General features: G+C 66.4%; 14 protein-coding genes and 1 pseudogene. 7 read left to right on the top strand and 8 right to left on the bottom strand.

What is annotated here, in order from left to right:
- Positions 1-14: 14 nt before the first annotated feature.
- From ACWPN8_RS27135 to ACWPN8_RS27120, 4 genes are all read left to right on the top strand, one after another.
- Positions 15-881, top strand: coding sequence for a polyprenyl synthetase family protein (locus ACWPN8_RS27135; protein ID WP_109452966.1), 867 nt, complete (start codon positions 15-17; stop codon positions 879-881).
- Between the two features lie 25 nt (positions 882-906).
- A complete protein-coding gene (gene dxs / locus ACWPN8_RS27130) occupies positions 907-2820 on the top strand; it encodes a 1-deoxy-D-xylulose-5-phosphate synthase (RefSeq protein ID WP_109448695.1) in 1914 nt (637 codons plus the stop codon).
- Positions 2821-2993: 173 nt separating this feature from the next.
- On the top strand, positions 2994-4037 hold the full coding sequence (locus ACWPN8_RS27125) for a sensor histidine kinase (RefSeq protein ID WP_492243011.1): 1044 nt from the start codon (positions 2994-2996) through the stop codon (positions 4035-4037).
- Between the two features lie 106 nt (positions 4038-4143).
- Positions 4144-4887 carry a TlyA family RNA methyltransferase gene (locus ACWPN8_RS27120; RefSeq protein ID WP_492243010.1) on the top strand — a complete coding sequence of 248 codons (744 nt, stop codon included), beginning with the start codon at positions 4144-4146 and terminating at the stop codon, positions 4885-4887.
- A 47-nt stretch (positions 4888-4934) separates the two neighbouring features.
- Here ACWPN8_RS27120 and ACWPN8_RS27115 read toward each other — a convergent pair whose 3' ends face one another.
- The 6 genes from ACWPN8_RS27115 to ACWPN8_RS27090 form a co-directional block, all read right to left on the bottom strand.
- Positions 4935-6176 (bottom strand): extracellular catalytic domain type 1 short-chain-length polyhydroxyalkanoate depolymerase, encoded by a 1242-nt coding sequence (locus ACWPN8_RS27115; protein ID WP_492243009.1) that lies wholly within the window; start codon positions 6174-6176, stop codon positions 4935-4937.
- 56 nt (positions 6177-6232) lie between these two features.
- Entirely contained in the window at positions 6233-6631 is a 399-nt protein-coding gene (locus ACWPN8_RS27110) for a CopG family transcriptional regulator (protein WP_492243008.1), read from the bottom strand.
- Between the two features lie 208 nt (positions 6632-6839).
- Positions 6840-8702 (bottom strand): right-handed parallel beta-helix repeat-containing protein, encoded by a 1863-nt coding sequence (locus tag ACWPN8_RS27105; RefSeq protein WP_492243007.1) that lies wholly within the window; start codon positions 8700-8702, stop codon positions 6840-6842.
- Positions 8703-9046: 344 nt separating this feature from the next.
- Positions 9047-9814 (bottom strand): amino acid ABC transporter ATP-binding protein, encoded by a 768-nt coding sequence (locus tag ACWPN8_RS27100; protein ID WP_492243006.1) that lies wholly within the window; start codon positions 9812-9814, stop codon positions 9047-9049.
- Positions 9811-10491 (bottom strand): amino acid ABC transporter permease, encoded by a 681-nt coding sequence (locus ACWPN8_RS27095; protein ID WP_492243005.1) that lies wholly within the window; start codon positions 10489-10491, stop codon positions 9811-9813. The genes ACWPN8_RS27100 and ACWPN8_RS27095 overlap by 4 nt, the downstream gene beginning before the upstream one ends.
- A gap of 107 nt (positions 10492-10598) precedes the next feature.
- Positions 10599-11372, bottom strand: a complete 774-nt coding sequence (locus ACWPN8_RS27090; RefSeq protein WP_423320013.1) for an amino acid ABC transporter substrate-binding protein — start codon at positions 11370-11372, stop codon at positions 10599-10601.
- 287 nt (positions 11373-11659) lie between these two features.
- On the opposite strand from ACWPN8_RS27090, the pseudogene ACWPN8_RS27085 reads away from it, so the two are divergent.
- From ACWPN8_RS27085 to ACWPN8_RS27075, 3 genes and pseudogenes are all read left to right on the top strand, one after another.
- A pseudogene (locus ACWPN8_RS27085) lies at positions 11660-12802 on the top strand (methyl-accepting chemotaxis protein); the annotation flags it as partial.
- Positions 12803-13313: 511 nt separating this feature from the next.
- Positions 13314-13775 (top strand): methyl-accepting chemotaxis protein, encoded by a 462-nt coding sequence (locus tag ACWPN8_RS27080; RefSeq protein ID WP_492243004.1) that lies wholly within the window; start codon positions 13314-13316, stop codon positions 13773-13775.
- Between the two features lie 190 nt (positions 13776-13965).
- Positions 13966-14643, top strand: a complete 678-nt coding sequence (locus ACWPN8_RS27075; RefSeq protein ID WP_492243003.1) for a dienelactone hydrolase family protein — start codon at positions 13966-13968, stop codon at positions 14641-14643.
- On the opposite strand, the gene msrQ is transcribed toward ACWPN8_RS27075, so the two are convergent.
- Positions 14555-15313 carry a protein-methionine-sulfoxide reductase heme-binding subunit MsrQ gene (gene msrQ, locus ACWPN8_RS27070; RefSeq protein ID WP_492243002.1) on the bottom strand — a complete coding sequence of 253 codons (759 nt, stop codon included), beginning with the start codon at positions 15311-15313 and terminating at the stop codon, positions 14555-14557. The two genes, ACWPN8_RS27075 and msrQ, sit on opposite strands and share 89 nt — an antisense overlap.
- A gap of 2 nt (positions 15314-15315) precedes the next feature.
- On the bottom strand, positions 15316-16263 hold the full coding sequence (gene msrP / locus ACWPN8_RS27065; protein WP_492243001.1) for a protein-methionine-sulfoxide reductase catalytic subunit MsrP: 948 nt from the start codon (positions 16261-16263) through the stop codon (positions 15316-15318).
- Positions 16264-16353 lie beyond the last annotated feature (90 nt).

Here is a 16353-nt window from a genome sequence, read left to right as displayed (position 1 = left end):
ATTTGAAGTCCGCCATGGCGGAGATCGCCCAGGCCGTCGAGATGAAGATCGGCGCCCTGCTGCCGACCACCGATCTGGCTGAGGCGCGTGTGTTCGACGCCATGCGCTATGGCTGCCTGAATGGCGGCAAGCGGCTGCGCCCCTTCCTGGTGATGCAGTCCTCCGCCCTGTTCGGGGTGAACCCGGACTGCGCCATCCGCGCCGCGGCGGCGGTGGAGATGGTCCACAGCTATTCGCTGGTCCACGACGACCTGCCGGCGATGGACGATGGCGAGTTGCGGCGCGGCCGGCCGACCTGCCACCGCCAGTTCGACGAGGCGACCGCCATCCTGGCCGGCGACGGGCTGCTGACGCTCGCCTTCGAGGTGTTGGCCGATCCGGCGACGCACGAAGACCCCAACATCCGCTGCCAGCTGGTGACGGCGCTGGCCAAGGCGGCCGGCGGCCACGGCATGGTCGGCGGCCAGATGCTGGACCTGATCGCGGAGCATGAGACGTTCGACCTGGGGACCACCACCCGGCTGCAACGCATGAAGACCGGCGAGATGATCGCCTTCTCCTGCGAGGCCGGCGGCATCCTGGGCAAGGCGAACCCGCCGCAGCGCACCGCCCTGCGTGCCTATGCCCACGATCTCGGCCTCGCCTTCCAGATCGTCGACGATCTGCTCGATGTGGAAGGCACGGCGGAGGAGACCGGCAAGACCGTCGGCCGCGACGCCCAGGCGGGCAAGGCGACCTTCGTGTCGATCCTCGGCCGCGACCGCGCCCGTGCCCAGGCGGAAATGCTTGCCAATCAGGCTTCGCAGCACTTGGACATTTTCGATGGGCGTGCCGATATGTTGAAGGCCGTCGCCGACTTCGTCGTCGCGCGCCGCGCCTGACCAGAGCTTTGAGGACCATCACGACGTGACCGCCACCAAGACCCCGCTGCTCGACCTTTGTCCGACGCCAGCCAAGCTGCGGGCTCTCAAGCCCGAGCAGCTCCGCCAGTTCGCAGACGAGTTGCGCACCGAGACGGTGGACGCCGTTTCGGTGACCGGCGGGCATCTCGGCGCCGGGCTGGGGGTGGTCGAGCTGACGGCGGCGCTGCATTACGTGTTCGACACGCCCTACGACCGGCTCATCTGGGACGTCGGGCACCAGTGTTATCCGCACAAGATCCTGACCGGTCGGCGCGACCGCATCCGCACGCTCCGCATGGGCGGGGGCCTCAGCGGCTTCACCAAGCGGTCGGAGAGCGAATACGATCCGTTCGGCGCCGGTCACAGCTCCACCTCCATCTCCGCCGGCCTCGGCATGGCGGTCGCCAGCAAGATCAAGGGCGAGCGACGCAACGTCATCGCCGTCATCGGCGACGGCTCGATGAGCGCCGGCATGGCGTACGAGGCGATGAACAACGCCGCCTCGACCAAGTCGCGTCTGATCGTCATCCTCAACGACAACGACATGTCCATCGCCCCGCCAGTCGGTGCGATGAGCGCCTATCTGTCGCGGCTGATCTCGTCCAAGCCCTACCTGTCCCTGCGCCATCTGGCGAAGGAGATCGCCGACCAGTTGCCGCGCCCGCTGCGCAACGCCGCCCGCCGGGCGGAGGAATATGCCCGCGGCATGGTCACCGGCGGCACCCTGTTCGAGGAACTGGGCTTCTACTACATCGGTCCCATCGACGGGCACAATCTGGACCATCTGCTGCCGGTGCTTCAGAACGTCCGCGATGCCGACGACGACAAGCCGGTGCTGATCCATGTCGTCACCAAGAAGGGCAAGGGATACGGCCCGGCGGAGGAGTCAGCCGACAAGCTGCACGCCGTCGCCAAGTTCGACGTGGTGACCGGCGCCCAGTCCAAGCCGAAGTCGAACGCCCCGACCTACACCCGCGTCTTCGCCCAGAGCCTGATCGCCGAGGCAGCCGTCGATCCGAGCATCGTCGGCATCACCGCCGCCATGCCGTCGGGCACCGGGCTGGACCTGTTCGGGGAGCGCTTCCCCGACCGCTGCTTCGACGTCGGCATTGCCGAACAGCATGCAGTGACCTTCGCCGCCGGCATGGCGACGGAGGGGTTCAAGCCCTTCTGCGCCATCTATTCCACCTTCCTCCAGCGCGCTTACGATCAGGTCATCCATGACGTCGTGCTGCAGCATCTCCCGGTGCGCTTCGCGCTGGACCGCGCCGGTCTGGTGGGCGCCGACGGGGCGACCCATGCCGGGTCGTTCGACACCGCCTATCTCGGCTGCCTGCCCGACATCGTCCTGATGGCGGCGGCGGACGAGCTGGAGTTGATGCACATGGTGGCGACCCAGGCCGCCATCGACGACCGCGCCTCGGCCCTGCGCTATCCGCGCGGCGAGGGTGTGGGGCTGGAACTGCCTGACCGCGGCAGCATCCTGCCAATCGGCAAGGGCCGCATTCTTCAGGAAGGCACCAAGATCGCCATCCTCAGCTACGGCACCCGGTTGGGCGAAGCCCGGCGCGCGGCGGCGGAGCTGGCGGCGCGCGGCCTGTCGACGACGCTGGCCGATGCCCGCTTCGCCAAGCCGCTGGACGAGGATATGGTCCGCCGCCTTGCCCTGGGGCATGAGGTTCTGATCACCATCGAGGAGGGGTCGGTCGGTGGATTCGGCAGCTTCGTGCTGCAATTCCTGGCCACGAGCGGGTTGCTCGACGGCGGGCTGAAAATCCGGCCGATGGTTCTACCCGATGTCTATCTCGACCACGACTCGCCGGCCAAGCAGTATGAGACCGCCGGCCTGAGCGCCCAGCACATTGTCCATACGGCGCTGCAGGCGTTGGGAATCGAGAGCGCTGCCGCCCGCGCGTGACCTTCAATGGTGTTACGCCTTCCGAACGTCGTAATGCCATTTGTCTAGCAAGGTTTCGGGTTGTTGGGCTGGTGCGGAGCGCAAGCCACGCCTTACACTATCCAGGCTGAAATGGTAGCCCGCCGACACCGGAGGGACGAGCCAACGGCAGGATGGCTACGGGGTCAGGGGCGATGGCGCATATCATGGCGGTCACGGCATTCCGTAACGCGGAGTTCGGCGCCGATCCGGGAGCGGAACGGGTGGTCGGCACCGACGTTGCGGCCGGTGGTGCCGGCATCGACGATCCTGCGATGCTACGCTGTCTGCTGGATCAGACGCCGACGCCCACCGCTTTGGTGGAAGGAGATGGCGATCGCTGCGCCTTTGCCAATGCCGCGTTCCGGGCGCTGGGCGTTGTTGCTGGGACCAGCCTGACCGAGCGCTTCCCGGCCCTGGCCGCCTCCATGCTCGCCGAGGCGCGGCGGACCGCACAGCCCCAGCGCCACCGCGCCGCCGGCGACCGCTCGACCGAGGGGGAACGCTTCTGGGATGTCCGCGTCACCCCGATGCTGGGCGTCAACGGCGTCGTCCGCGGCCTGATCGTCACAGCGGAGGAAACGCCGGAGTCGGTGGCCGAGCATGACCGACGCCTGCGCGACGTCAGCCACCGCCTGAAGAACACCTTGCAGCTGGTCTCCAGCCTGCTGACCCTTCAGACCTTGTCCAGCAAGGATCCGGAGGTGCGGCGGGCCTTGCAGAGCGCCGGTGGCCGCGTCGGCATCGTCACCCAAGCCCATCAGCGCACCCATGGCTCCCTGCGCGCCGCCACCATCGACATGGCGGCCCATCTGCGCGAGCTGTGCCAGGAGCTTGAGGCGACGCTGCCCGGTACCCACCGCGTTCAGGTCACTGCCGACGCCACCGAAATGCCGGCCGAGGCGGTCATTCCCTTCAGCCTGATCGTCAGCGAGCTTGTCAGCAACGCGGCGCGCCATGCCTTTCCCGCCGGCACGCCCGGAGCCATCGACGTGCGGCTTGGCCGCGGCGACGGGGGCAGCATCCGGCTGGAGGTGGTCGACCGCGGCGCCGGCCTGCCGCCCGGCCTCGACCTGTCCCGTGCGACCACGCTGGGGTTGAAGGTGGTTCGTGCCTTTGTCGGCCAGCTGCGCGGCAAACTGACGGCGGACAGCAGCCCCTACGGCACGCGCGTGGTGGTGGAGTTCCCGCCCGCCTGACCTTCGCCTGATTGGGTGTCCGACGTGCCTTCCGGGAGGCGGGGCTTGCCCTTCCGGCCGTTCCGCGTCAGGAATGCGCCATTGCGGGATTGCGAAGGGCGGCGGCATGGCACGGGTGAGGGTTGATGTGGCGCTGGTGGAGCGCGGGCTGGCGGAAAGCCGTGCCAAGGCGCAGGCGCTGATCCTGGCCGGGCTGGTCTATTCCGATACCAGGCGCATCGACAAGGCTGGCGACCAGATCGCGGCGGAGGCCCCGCTGGCGGTGAAGGGACAGGACCATCCCTGGGTGTCGCGCGGTGGGCTGAAGCTGGTCAAAGGGCTGGATGTCTTCGCCATCGACCCCACCGGCCTGACCGCGGTCGATGTCGGCGCCTCCACCGGCGGCTTCACCGATGTGCTGCTGACCCGCGGAGCCACAAAGGTTTATGCCGTCGATGTCGGCCACGGCCAGTTGGCCTGGAAGCTGCGCACCGACCCGCGCGTGGCGGTTCTGGAAAAGACCAATGCCCGCCACCTGACCGCCGCCGAAATCCCCGACCCCATCGACCTCGTGGTGTGCGACGCCAGCTTCATCGGGCTGGAGATCGTGCTGCCGGCCGCGCTCGATCTGGTGGTGCCGGGCGGGCGGCTGGTTGCCCTGATCAAGCCGCAGTTCGAGGTCGGCAAAGGCCGCGTCGGCAAGGGCGGCGTCGTGCGCGAACCCGAACTGCACCAGGAGGTTTGCGACCGTATCCGTGGCTGGCTGGATGCGCTGCCCGGCTGGCGGGTGCTGGACATCACCGAAAGCCCGATCACCGGGCCGGAAGGAAACAAGGAGTTCCTGATCGGCGCGGTGAAGGACCGGGGCTGACCCCGGTCTCTGCATCGCGTTGGTGGCTGTATCGGTTGCGACGCTGCTCAGCGCGGGGGCGTCTCTAGCCGATGCTCCAGGAAAAAGCGCAGCATTTCCGCCGACGCGTCCGGACCGCTCGGGTCGGTATAGGAGCCGGATGGGCTGCCGCCGGCCCAGGCGTGCCCGGCGCCATGGATCGTCCAGTGCTCGCACTGGGTCCGGCCATCGGGGGCACGGAGGATGTTGCGGCTGAAGACGTGGCCGCCCGGTGCTTGGCCCTGCCGCGCCTCCGATTGCAGAGGAGTTCCACCGGTCGTCTGCGCGACAACGCCGTCGCCGTTGCTGGGATGGACGACATGGTCGCGGTCGCCGTGAAAGACGATGGTGGGCACCCTGCGGTCACCCCGCATCGCCACCCGCGGGCTTCGGCTGCCGCCCTGGTGCATCGCGGCGAGGGCGGACGGCAAATCCTGCGCGGCACCGGCCGGCAGGCCGGAATGCACGCCGACTGCGGCGTAGAGGTCCGGATAGGCCACCGCCATGGTCGCTGCCGCTGCACCGCCGGCCGATAGTCCGGCGATGTAGACCCGTTCCGGATCGACCCGATGGTCTCGCATGATCTGTCGCGTGATGCCGGCAAGCAGCGACGGTTCGCCCTGGTCGCGCCGCTGGTCTTCAGGCTTGAACCAGTTCCAGCAGCGCTGTGCGTTGGCCGAAGCCGGCTGCTCGGGATAGGCGACGAGGATGCCATGCCGCTCGGCAAAGGCGTTCATTCGGGTCCCGGCGGAGAAATCGTCGGGCGATTGGGTGCAACCGTGCAGCATCACCACCAGCGGGCGCGGTCCGTCGCCTGCCGCGGCCGGCACATAGAGCTTGTAGGCCCGTGTCCCGGCCGGTCCGCTGTAGGAAAGCGTTGCGAAGGATGCCCCGTCCGGCAGTGGGTCGGGTGCCGGACGCGGGGCGCCGCCATGAAGACCGTTCGGGGTGAAGCGGGCGGCGAGGCCGCGCAGGGTCTCGCCCAGTCCGGTGCGCGGCTTGGCTCCGGACCTTTGCCTCGCACTGCCGTTGGCGGGCGGCGGGCCGGCGTCCTTTGCCGATGGCGTCGGGTCGAGCCTTACGAACTCCCCCTCCAGGGTGGCCCCGGCGGCGGTTGTGTCCGGTGCAGACACCGGTGCCGTCTCGCCCTTGCCTTCCCCCCGCAGCAGGCGCTGGAGGAGGGTCGTCGCCTCGTCGAGCTTGCCGGCCCGGGTCAGGCGGGCGGCTTCGGCCATGCCGGGAAGCATGCCGGATGGATTGGTGTGGCGCATGTCCATACTTTCCTGGTTCGCAGCGGGCACAGGCGGTGGCCCGAGCCGAAAGACTTTCAGCGGATGCGGTCGGCGAGGGCCGCCTTGACCGCGGTGGGCGCATGCAGCGCGCCCAGCACGCTCAGCGAGGAGATGGTGGAGCGGGCCAGTTCGGGGGTCACGTCCTGGGCGATGGTGGCGAGTCCGAGGACACGGATTTCCAGCATCTGTCCCGCCGCCTGAGCCGCTTCGAGATCCGCTCGGGTGAAGTGGCGCAGGCCGAGATCGACGCTTTTGCGTGCCACCGTCTGTCGGACGACATCGGCGTGCCGGTCGACCTGATTGCGGATGGCGGTGCGGATGAAGTCGGTGCGGTTGGAATAAAAGCCTTCTTCGACCAGCAGGTCGATGTGGCCGAGGTCGATATAGCCGAGATTGATCGTGATCTTCTCGCTGTCGCCGGTCCTCGGTTTCACGCTCTGTTCAATTTCGCCCATCGCTACGCCATCCATTCACCATCCGTGTGGATGGTAGATAGATGGAGAGCGCGACGCATTCAAGGGTGTCCCCAATCGATTCGGCGGACTGCTGCCCGGTGTCGGCCACAAAGTCGGCAAGAAAAAAGCGCGGCCCCGAAGGACCGCGCTTGATCGGATCGTTATGCTCGGAAGCGACCGGCTGCGATCAGCCTAGCAACCCGATGTCGTGGGTCGGGATATGGTCGAAGCCCAGCCCATACACCGCGGAGTCCGATGCCAGGCTGAAATCGTGCGCACCCGGATTGACGAAGCTCGGGTCCAGCTGCACCGAACCGTTGTCGTAGCCGGCGGCCTTCCATTCCGCCAGATCGCCCTTGCCGCCGCCCGACATCACCTGCGGCCAGACGTCGAACATGTCCTTGGAAGTGTCGAGGTTGCTGTAGAAGTTGTTGTGGATGTTGCCGACATCGGCCGGGCCGTAGATGTGGACGGCGGTGCCGTCACGGACATCGACGACGTTGCCGGAGATGTCGTTGCCGCTCATCTGGTGGCCCTGCCAGCCGCTCCAGGCGACCGGCTGCTGAAGGCCGATCTGGGCGCCGCTGTTGTCGGCGATCACATTCTCGGTGACCTTGTTGTCCCAGCCGCCATGCAGGAACACGCCGCCGATGTTGCCGTGGACGATGTTGCCCTTCACCGTGGCGCCGCTGGTCCAGTCGTCCAGATAGATGCCCCAACTGGCGACATCGCCCGACGGGTTGGTCGCGGTGGTGCCTGTCACCTCGTTGTTGATGACGGTGTGGTCGGTCAAATCCTGCTGGCGGTTGATCAGGTAGATGCCGCCGCCGTCGTTGGACTCCAGATTGGCGTCGACCACCTTGTTGTTGGCGATGGTGACCCGGTGGGTGGCATCGCTGCCGTCCGTCTGGACCGAACCGACGGCGATGGCCTTCTCCGGCGAATCCTCGACCAGATTGTGAGTGACCTGCACGTCCGAGCTGCCGTTGATCCAGATGCCGGCATCGCCGCGGTCGGCGGCGTTCGGGTGGGTGATGTGGTTGTCGGAGACGACCGTTGAGTTGGAGCCGGCCTTGACGAAGATGGCCTCAGCACCGGTGCTGTCGAACTGGTTGCCGACGACCTTGCTGTCGGCGCTGTTCTGCACCGTGATGCCGTAGCCGCCGCCCTTGACCGCATTGTTGGCGAAGGTCAGGCCGGACGCGTTGTCGGCGAAGACATAGTGGCCGCCCACGACGCCATCGGCGAAGGTCAGGCCTTCGATGGTGACGTTCTTGGCGCCGCCGAGGCCGAAGGAAACCGTGGCGTTGGAGCCGCCGTGGATCACCGCCTTCTCGCTGCCGTAGCTGGTGAAGGTCACGCCGGAATCCTGGCCGTCCAGCCACATCCCGTTCTGGTGATAGTCGCCGCCGCGGATGTAGGTGGTGTCGATATTGGGGTCGGCGCGCATCGCGGCCTGCGCCTTCTGCAGCGAGGCGAACGGGCCGTCGGTGCCGTCGGCATTCGGGGCGGCCAGCTTGCCCGACCAGCTGTCCTTGCCGTTGGTGGCGACATAGAATCCCGGATCGGTCGGCTTCGGCACGGTCGGCGCCGGGGTGGACGGCGTCGGGTCGGTCGACGGCACTTCGCTGACCGGCGGAATGGTGGGAGGCGTCACGCTGGAGGTGGGGAAATAGCTCTTGTCGGCATCGACGACCAGCGTGCCGTTCCACCACATGCCGGCCTGACCGTCGGCGACGTCGCGGCCGTCCAGGGCACCCTTGTCATAGGTGACATGGTCGTCGGTCGGCAGGACCGACTTGCCGTTGATCGTGATCTCGTTGACGATCAGGTTGCGGTCGGTCCCGTGAAAGATGCCATCATTGTCGTACTGGACCTGCACCTTGTGACCCTGGCCCTCGACGATGTCCGTCTTGAAGACGAAATCCTTGGCCGTGGCATCCGTGGTGCCCTCACCGATCTTCTTGCCGTCGACCAGCAGGTTGAAATGCGCGTCGAGGGTGCCCTTCGCGCTCACCGTGATGGTCGAGTTCCCGGAGGTCGTGGCCATTGGTCCGTATCCTTAGCGGTTTTGATGCGGCGCCAAGATGGTCAAGACAGCTGGGGCAATAGTGAGGCATTTTCACAGATTCGGCGAATAAGTGGTAAAATCCGTTATAATCCTGCGACCAGATATAAAGTATCTTTGGTTATAGTACGTATAAGGCCAGACGTTTTCAGTATGGGTCACCACTGTAGACCAGCTGATGCTATCACTCTCCTGAGTGGTCATGAACACTCAGCTGCGGATTTGGTCCGAACATCTTCTGAACTGTCATCGTGGAAGGCGGTGTAGGGGCATTCCACTGTCGAATTACGCCTGCACCGCCATCCCGAGATGCCCGAAGGCAAAGCTCAAACGCCCTCGCCCTGCTGTCCCTGCTGGGTCAGGGTGGCAATGAAGCGCTGGGTGCGTTCGCGGGTCGGATGGGTGAACAGCGTCTGCGACGGTCCGGATTCTACCACCTGCCCGGCGTCGAGGAACACCACCTCGTGTGCGATGCGCGAGGCGAGGCGCAGGTCATGGGTCGCCATCACCATGGTGGTGCCCTCGGCCGCCAAGGTGCCGAGCACCTCCACCACCTCGCCCGACAGCTCGGGGTCGAGGGCCGAGGTCGGCTCGTCGCACAGCAGGACGCGTGGCGACGGGGCAAGGGCGCGGGCGATGGCGACGCGTTGCTGCTGCCCACCCGACAGGGTCGCCGGCCAGGCATCGGCCTTGTGGTCCATGCCGACCTTGCGCAGCAGTGCCATGGCGCGGTCGCGCGCCTTCTCCGCCGGCCATTTCTGCACGGTCACCAGACCTTCCATCACATTCTCGACCGCGGTGCGGTGCGGGAAAAGCTGGAAGTTCTGGAACACCATGCCGGTCTGCCGGCGCAGCCGCTGGATGTCCTTCCATCCAGGCTTGCCGCCGGGCTGGAAGGACAGCTCCTCCTCGCCGATGCGCACGCTGCCGGAGGTCGGGATTTCCAGCAGGTTGATGCAGCGCAAAAGCGTGCTTTTGCCACCGCCGGACGGACCGATCAGGGCGGTGACGCGACCTTCGGCCACGGTGACCGACACGCCCTTCAGCACAGTGAGGTCGCCGAAGCGCTTTTCGATGTTCGACAGCCGGATCACGACTTGGCCTCCAGAAAACCGCCATACTGGTTGAGCCGCTTTTCCAGCCGGACCTGCAACGCCGACAGCACGGAGCTGAGCGCGAGATAGATCAGCGCCGCCTCCACATAGAGGATCAGAGGTTCGTAGCTGGTGGCGACGATGCGCTGGGCGGCCTGGAACAGCTCCGGCACGGTGATGGCAGCGGCGAGCGAGGTGTCCTTCACCAGCGAGATGAAGCTGTTGGACAGCGGCGGCACGGCGACGCGGGCGGCCTGCGGCAGGATGGTACGGCGCATCGCCTGCGACCAGCTCATGCCGATGGAATAGGCGGCCTCCCACTGGCCCTTCGGCACCGATCCGATGACGGCGCGGATGATCTCGGAGGTGTAGGCGCCGACATTTAGTGTGAAGCCGATCAGCGCCGCCGGAAAGGCGTCCAGCACGATGCCGGCGCTGGGCAGGCCGTAGAAGATCAGGAACAACTGCACCAGCAGCGGCGTGCCGCGGATGATCCAGACATAGAAGCGGACGATGGCGGCCAGCGGAGCCGGCCCGAACAGCCGGACCACCGCCGCCGCCAGCCCGACGACCAAGCCGAACGCGAAGGAGGCCAGCGTCAGCGGAACGGTGAAGACCAGCGCCGCCCACAGCAGCGACGGAAGCGAGTCCGCCATCAGGGTAAGCCAGTGCAGCACGGGGAAGGTGCCTCTCGTGAAGATGGAACGACAATGCCCCCGGCCCGGATGGGGCTGGGGGCATTGTGGCGGGCGTTGACGTGAGACGGGAAACTAGTCTGAAAACGTCACTTGGAAACGTCGGCGCCGAAATACTTCTGCGAAATCGTCGCATAGGTGCCGTCGGCCTTCATGGCGGTCAACGCCTCGTTGATGGCGGAGACCAGCTTGGCCTCGCCCTTGCGGACGATGATGCCGGACTGGTCGGCATTGTCCTGGGTCGCGGCGATCTTCACGTTGGCGTCGGGCTTGTGCTTCTTGAAATCCAGGAAGGACAGGCTGTCGTTGACCGTCGCATCGGCCCGGCCGTTCAGGACCAGCTGGATCGACTGGTCGAAACCGTCGGTGCCGACCAGCTGCGCACCGGACGCCTCGGCCAGCTTGCCGAAGTTGCTTGTCAGCGACTGGGCCGACTTCTTGCCCTTCAGGTCTGCGAAGCCTTTGATCGCGCTGTTGTCGCCCTTCACGATCAGCACGGCGCGGCTGGTGATGTAGGGGTCGGAGAAATCGTACTTGGCCTTGCGTGCTTCGGTGATGCCGACCTGATTGATGACGGCGTCGTAGCGGCGGGCGTCCAGGCCGGCGATCAGCCCATCCCACTTGCCTTCGAGGAACTCGGCCTTCACGCCGATGCGCTTGGCGATCTCGCGCCCGATCTCCACATCGAAGCCGACGAGCGCGCCCGAGGCGTCATGGTAGGTGAAGGGGGCGTAGGTCCCCTCCGTGCCGATCTTCAGCACGCCATCGGCCTTGATGCGGTCCAGGTCGGCCTGAGCGTGGGCGGCAGAGACGGCGGCGACCTGCATAAGGCCGGCGACGAGAAGCGATTTCAGCCATTTCATCGGTTGATGCCCGGTGTTTCTTGAATGGGTTGGGTTGGTTCGCCGCCTTCGGCACGTTGCGGCCGACGCTTGTTCCGGCGTTGGACGGCTCGGGTCACGCTACATGAATGAATATTCCCTAACAAGGGAATATCATATATATTTAGCACACAACAACTGTACATACTGCGTACCGCATTCGGGTCCCGGCGGGAAATAGGCGCGGAGCGGTGCAGGCCGGGAACCGGTCACGCCGGTGTACGGATGTCCCCTAAGTGACCGGGCGACGAAACATATTTAAACTCCCGATGGCTACCGGACACAGCAGAATCCGGAGTGAGCCTCCTTGGGGGATACGCATGAATATTCGTACGAAAATTCTGTGCGCGAATATCCTGATTGCCGCCTTCCCGATCTGCATGGCTGTTGTCCTCGCATGGGACGCGGTCGGGGCCTTGCAGCAGCGCCACCGGACCGAACGCTCGCTCTATGCCTTCGAAGCGACTTTGCAGATCGGCCCTTTGCTGGCGAGCGAGCGTGGGCGCTGGGCGGTGGCGTTCGACAGCGAGAAGCCGCTGGAGGCCGCCACCGCCAAGCCGCTGGACGATGCCGTCGCGGTCTCCGACGCCGCCATTGAGAAGGCCCGGGTGCGGATCGAGGCCGCCGGTCTGTCCGCCGGCCCGATCCTGAACGCTGCGAGCCAGATGAAAGCCGCCCGGATGGCAGCCCGGCAGGCGGCGGAGCAGGCCAAAACCGCCCGCCCGGCGACCATCGCGGCAACCACCGTGGACGCCATCACGGCAGCCAACCAGAGCGTCGGCAAGGCGATCGACGACACTTACCGATCCACCATCGTCAACAGTTCCGACCTGTTCGGGCATGTCAATCTGGCGCGTCTGGCGCAGGACATGCGCGACATCGGCGGCACCCGCTCCGCGTCGGTCGGGCTGTTCGTCGCCGGCATGGCGTTCGGGCTGGACCGCTTGCAGGCCGCCACGGAGATGACGGGCAAGGTTGCCGTCCTGTGGCAGATGATGCAGCAGGCGGTGCTGAATCTTGGCAATCCGCCGGAACTGACCAAGGCGCTGGACCATGTGCGCTCCACCATGATGACGGAGGGCGAGCAGCGCTTCCAAAGCGTGATCGACGCGGCGCGGAAGGGCGCGCCGCCGCCGGTCGCGCTGGCTGACTGGCGTCCCTGGGTGACGCCGATGCTGAACAACGTCCTGGTGATGCGCGATGGGGCGCTTGCCGTGGCCCATCAGTTGAACGAGGAAAGCATCACCGAAGCCTGGACACAGTTAATCCTGGCCGGCCTGGTTCTGGCCGCGGTGTGCATCACCTTCGGCATCGTGCTGATAATGCTGTCGGTGCAGGTGACGCGGCGGCTGGGATCGCTGACCTCCACCGTGGTTCGGTTGGCCGATGGTGACATAGGCGTCGACATTGCCTATTCCAAGCAGCCGGACGAGATCGGCGCCATGGCGCGGGCCATCCAGGTGCTGAAGGAAAGTGCCATGGAGCGCGTGCGGCTGGAAGCCGATCAGGAAGCCCAGCGCGCGGCCCGTGAGAAGCGCACCGCCGTGGTCGAACGGATGGTGCAGGGCTTCGACCGCACCGTGTCGGCCATCCTCAGCAGCGTCTCCGGCGCCTCCGCCCAGTTGAGCGACACCGCCGGGTCGATGGCGGCGCTGGCGGAGGAGACCAGCCGGCAGGCCTCAGCCTCCACCGCGGCGGCGGAGCAGACCTCGGTGAACGTGCAGACGGTTGCCTCCGCGACCGAGGAGATGACGGCGTCGATCCACGAGATCGGCGAGCAGGTCTCCCGCTCCAATAGCGTTGCCGCCCGTGCGGTGCGGGAGGCGCAGGACACCACCGGATCCGTCCGCAATCTGGCCGGAGAGGTCGCGCGCATCGGCGAGGTGGTGAAGCTGATCCAGTCCATCGCCAGCCAGAACCAACTTGCTGGCGCTGAACGCCACCATCGAAGCCGCGCGTGCGGGGGAGGCCGGCAAGGGCTTCGCCGTCGTCGCCAGCGAAGTGAAGCAATTGGCCAACCAGACAGCCAAGGCGACGGAGGATATCTCCGCCCAGATCGACAGCGTCCAGAACGCCACCCGGGGGATGGTCAGCGCCATCGAGGAGATTGGCGGAACCATCGGCGCAATGAACGAGATCGCTGCGACCATCGCCGCCGCCATCGAAGAGCAGAGCGCCACCACGGCGGAGATTTCCCGCAACGTCCAACAGGCGGCCCAGGGCACCGGCGAGGTCAGCGGCAACATCGCCCAGGTGCATGAGGCCGCCGCACAGACCGGGCAGGCGGCATCGCAGGTGCTCGACGCCTCCACCGGCCTGACCCGCCAGGCGGCGGATCTGCGGCGGGAGATCGAGACCTTCCTGGCCGGCATCCGCGCGGCCTGAGGTCCGTTTCGGCGGACGCGCTCCATAGGGTGACGAAGCGATTCCCCGCCGCGAAGGGAAGGGGGATATGTCGAAGGAAGCCTTGCGCTGCCCTGTCGCCAGTTGCCCTGACGTTTCGGACCCTTATGATTGTCCGCAACCACCGCCCGGACGATCCGGGAGCGGTCCCGCAAGGAAGAGGGTTCAGGACATGAGTAACGCAACGACTGCCGGCTGGATCGAACTCACGGCGGCGGACGGCCACCGGATGCGCGCCTATCGCGCGCCGGCCAAGGGCGAGGAGATCGGGCGCCTGATCGTGGCTCCGGAAATCTTCGGTATCAACCATCACATCCGCAGTGTCTGCGACGGCTTCGCCCAGCAGGGTTTCACCACGGTGGCGCCCGACCTGTTCGACCGGGCCGAGCGCGGAGTCGAACTGCCTTATGACGATGCAGGCATTCAGCGGGGCATCGCGCTGAAGGGGGCAGTGGCAACCGCAGACGCCTTGCAGGACGTCGCTGCGGCGCTGGCCCATCTCGGCGGTGACGGGTCTGCGGCCATCGTCGGCTATTGCTGGGGCGGCAGCATCGCCTGGGCTTCCGCAGCGGCGCTGCCGGTGCGCGCCGCCATCGGCTATTACGGCGGCGAGATCGGCAAGTCGCTGGACAGTGCACCGCGGGTGCCGACCCTGCTGCATTTCGGCGAGCAGGACCACGCCATCCCGCTGTCGGTCGCCGAGGGGGTGAAGGCCCGCTATCCGTGGGTGCCGGTGCATGTCTATCCGGCCGGCCACGGATTCAACTGCGACGAACGGGGGAGCTTCCATCCGGAAAGTGCGGTGCTGGCGCTTCGCCGGACCGTGGGGCTGCTGCGGGCCGTGTTCTGACCGGGGCCTCCTTCCGCCGCCCGTCCTTCCGCTGCCCGAGCCGGATCGGCCAGCGGCGGAAGGCGAGCAGCCCGATACAGATCAGCGCATAGACGAGCGGCGCCGTCTGCCATCCCTTCACCAGCATGATGAAGTGCAAGCAGCCGGCCAGCCCGGCGACGAAGACGGCCTTGTGCAGGGCACGCCAGCGCTTGCCGCCCAGCCGCTTCACCATGCCGTCGGTGGAGGTGGCGGCCAGCGCCGTCAGGATCAGGAAGGCCCCCATGCCGACCGTGATATAGGGCCGCTTGACGATCTCCTTCCAGATCGCCGGCCAATCGAAGAACTGGTCCAACCCGACGTAGGTGGACAAATGGACCAGCGCATAGAAGAAGGCGAACAGTCCCAGCATCCGCCGGAACCGTGCCAGCCCGGCCACCCCCGTCAGCATGCGCAGCGGTGTCAGCGCCAGCGCGATCAGCAGGAAACGCAAGGCCCAGAGCCCGCTGGCCTTGACGCTTTCCAGCACCGGCTCCGCCCCCAGCTCGCCGCTGTAGGCGAGCCAGACGGTCCAGACCAGTGGAACCAGGGCGAGGGTGAAGACGACGGGCTTGGCCCAGCGCGAGGTGAGGGCGGCATTCGTGGCGGCGCGCACATCGACGCCGCCGGCGGAGGCGAGGGGGGCGGCCATGGTCAGTAATTCGCCTTCAGGTCCATGCCGGCATAGAGCGACGCGACCTCTTCGCCATAGCCGTTGAAGGGCAGGGTCTTGCGGCGCGAGAATTCGCCGACACGCCGCTCGGTCGCTTGGCTCCAGCGCGGATGGTCGACGTCCGGATTGACGTTGGAATAGAAGCCGTACTCACGCGGCTGCGACTTGTTCCAGGCGGTGGCCGGCTGGTCCTTCACCAGCGAGATCTTGACGATCGATTTGATCGACTTGAAGCCGTATTTCCACGGCACCACCAGCCGGATCGGGGCGCCGTTCTGGTTGGGCAGCACCTCGCCATACATGCCGACGGCCAGCATGGTCAGGGGGTTCATCGCCTCATCCAGCCGCAGCCCTTCGGTATAGGGCCAGTCCAACACCCAGGAGCGCAGGCCCGGCATCTGCTTCGGGTCGTTCAGGGTCTGGAAGGCGACGTATTTTGCGTTGCCGGTCGGTTCCACCCGCTTCAGCAATTCCGCCAGCGAAAAGCCGACCCAGGGGATCACCATTGACCAGCCCTCGACGCAGCGCAGGCGATAGACGCGCTCCTCCATCGGAAACTTCAGCAGATCCTCGATGCCGATGGTCATCGGCTTGGCCACTTCGCCGCCGATGGCGATTTCCCACGGGCGGGTCCTCAGCGTGCCTGCATTCTCGGCCGGATCGCTCTTGCCGGTGCCGAATTCGTAGAAGTTGTTGTAGGTGGTGGCCGACTTCATCGGCGTCGTCGGATCGAACTTCGGATCGGCCGGCTTGATCGTGGTTGCCGCCTGGAAGGGGCCTGCCAGCGCGCTGCGGCTCCATCCCGGCAGGCTGCCCAGCGCCATGGCGGCGGCGCCACCGGCGATCAGGCTGCGGCGCGACAGGAACAACTCCCGCGGCGTCACCTCATCTTCGCGTGCCTGCGACGCGGTGGGAAACTTGAACAGCATCGACCCTCTCCCGAACGGACCATTCCTGCCACTAACCATAGGTCGGCGGTTGGCCATCGGCAAATCACAGGGTCTACACAATTGCGTGAA

The sequence above is a fragment of the Azospirillum sp. UENF 112521 genome (assembly GCF_058780665.1).
The sequence above is the reverse complement of the archived record's forward strand: the minus strand, read 5'-3'. Positions and strand labels throughout refer to the sequence as shown.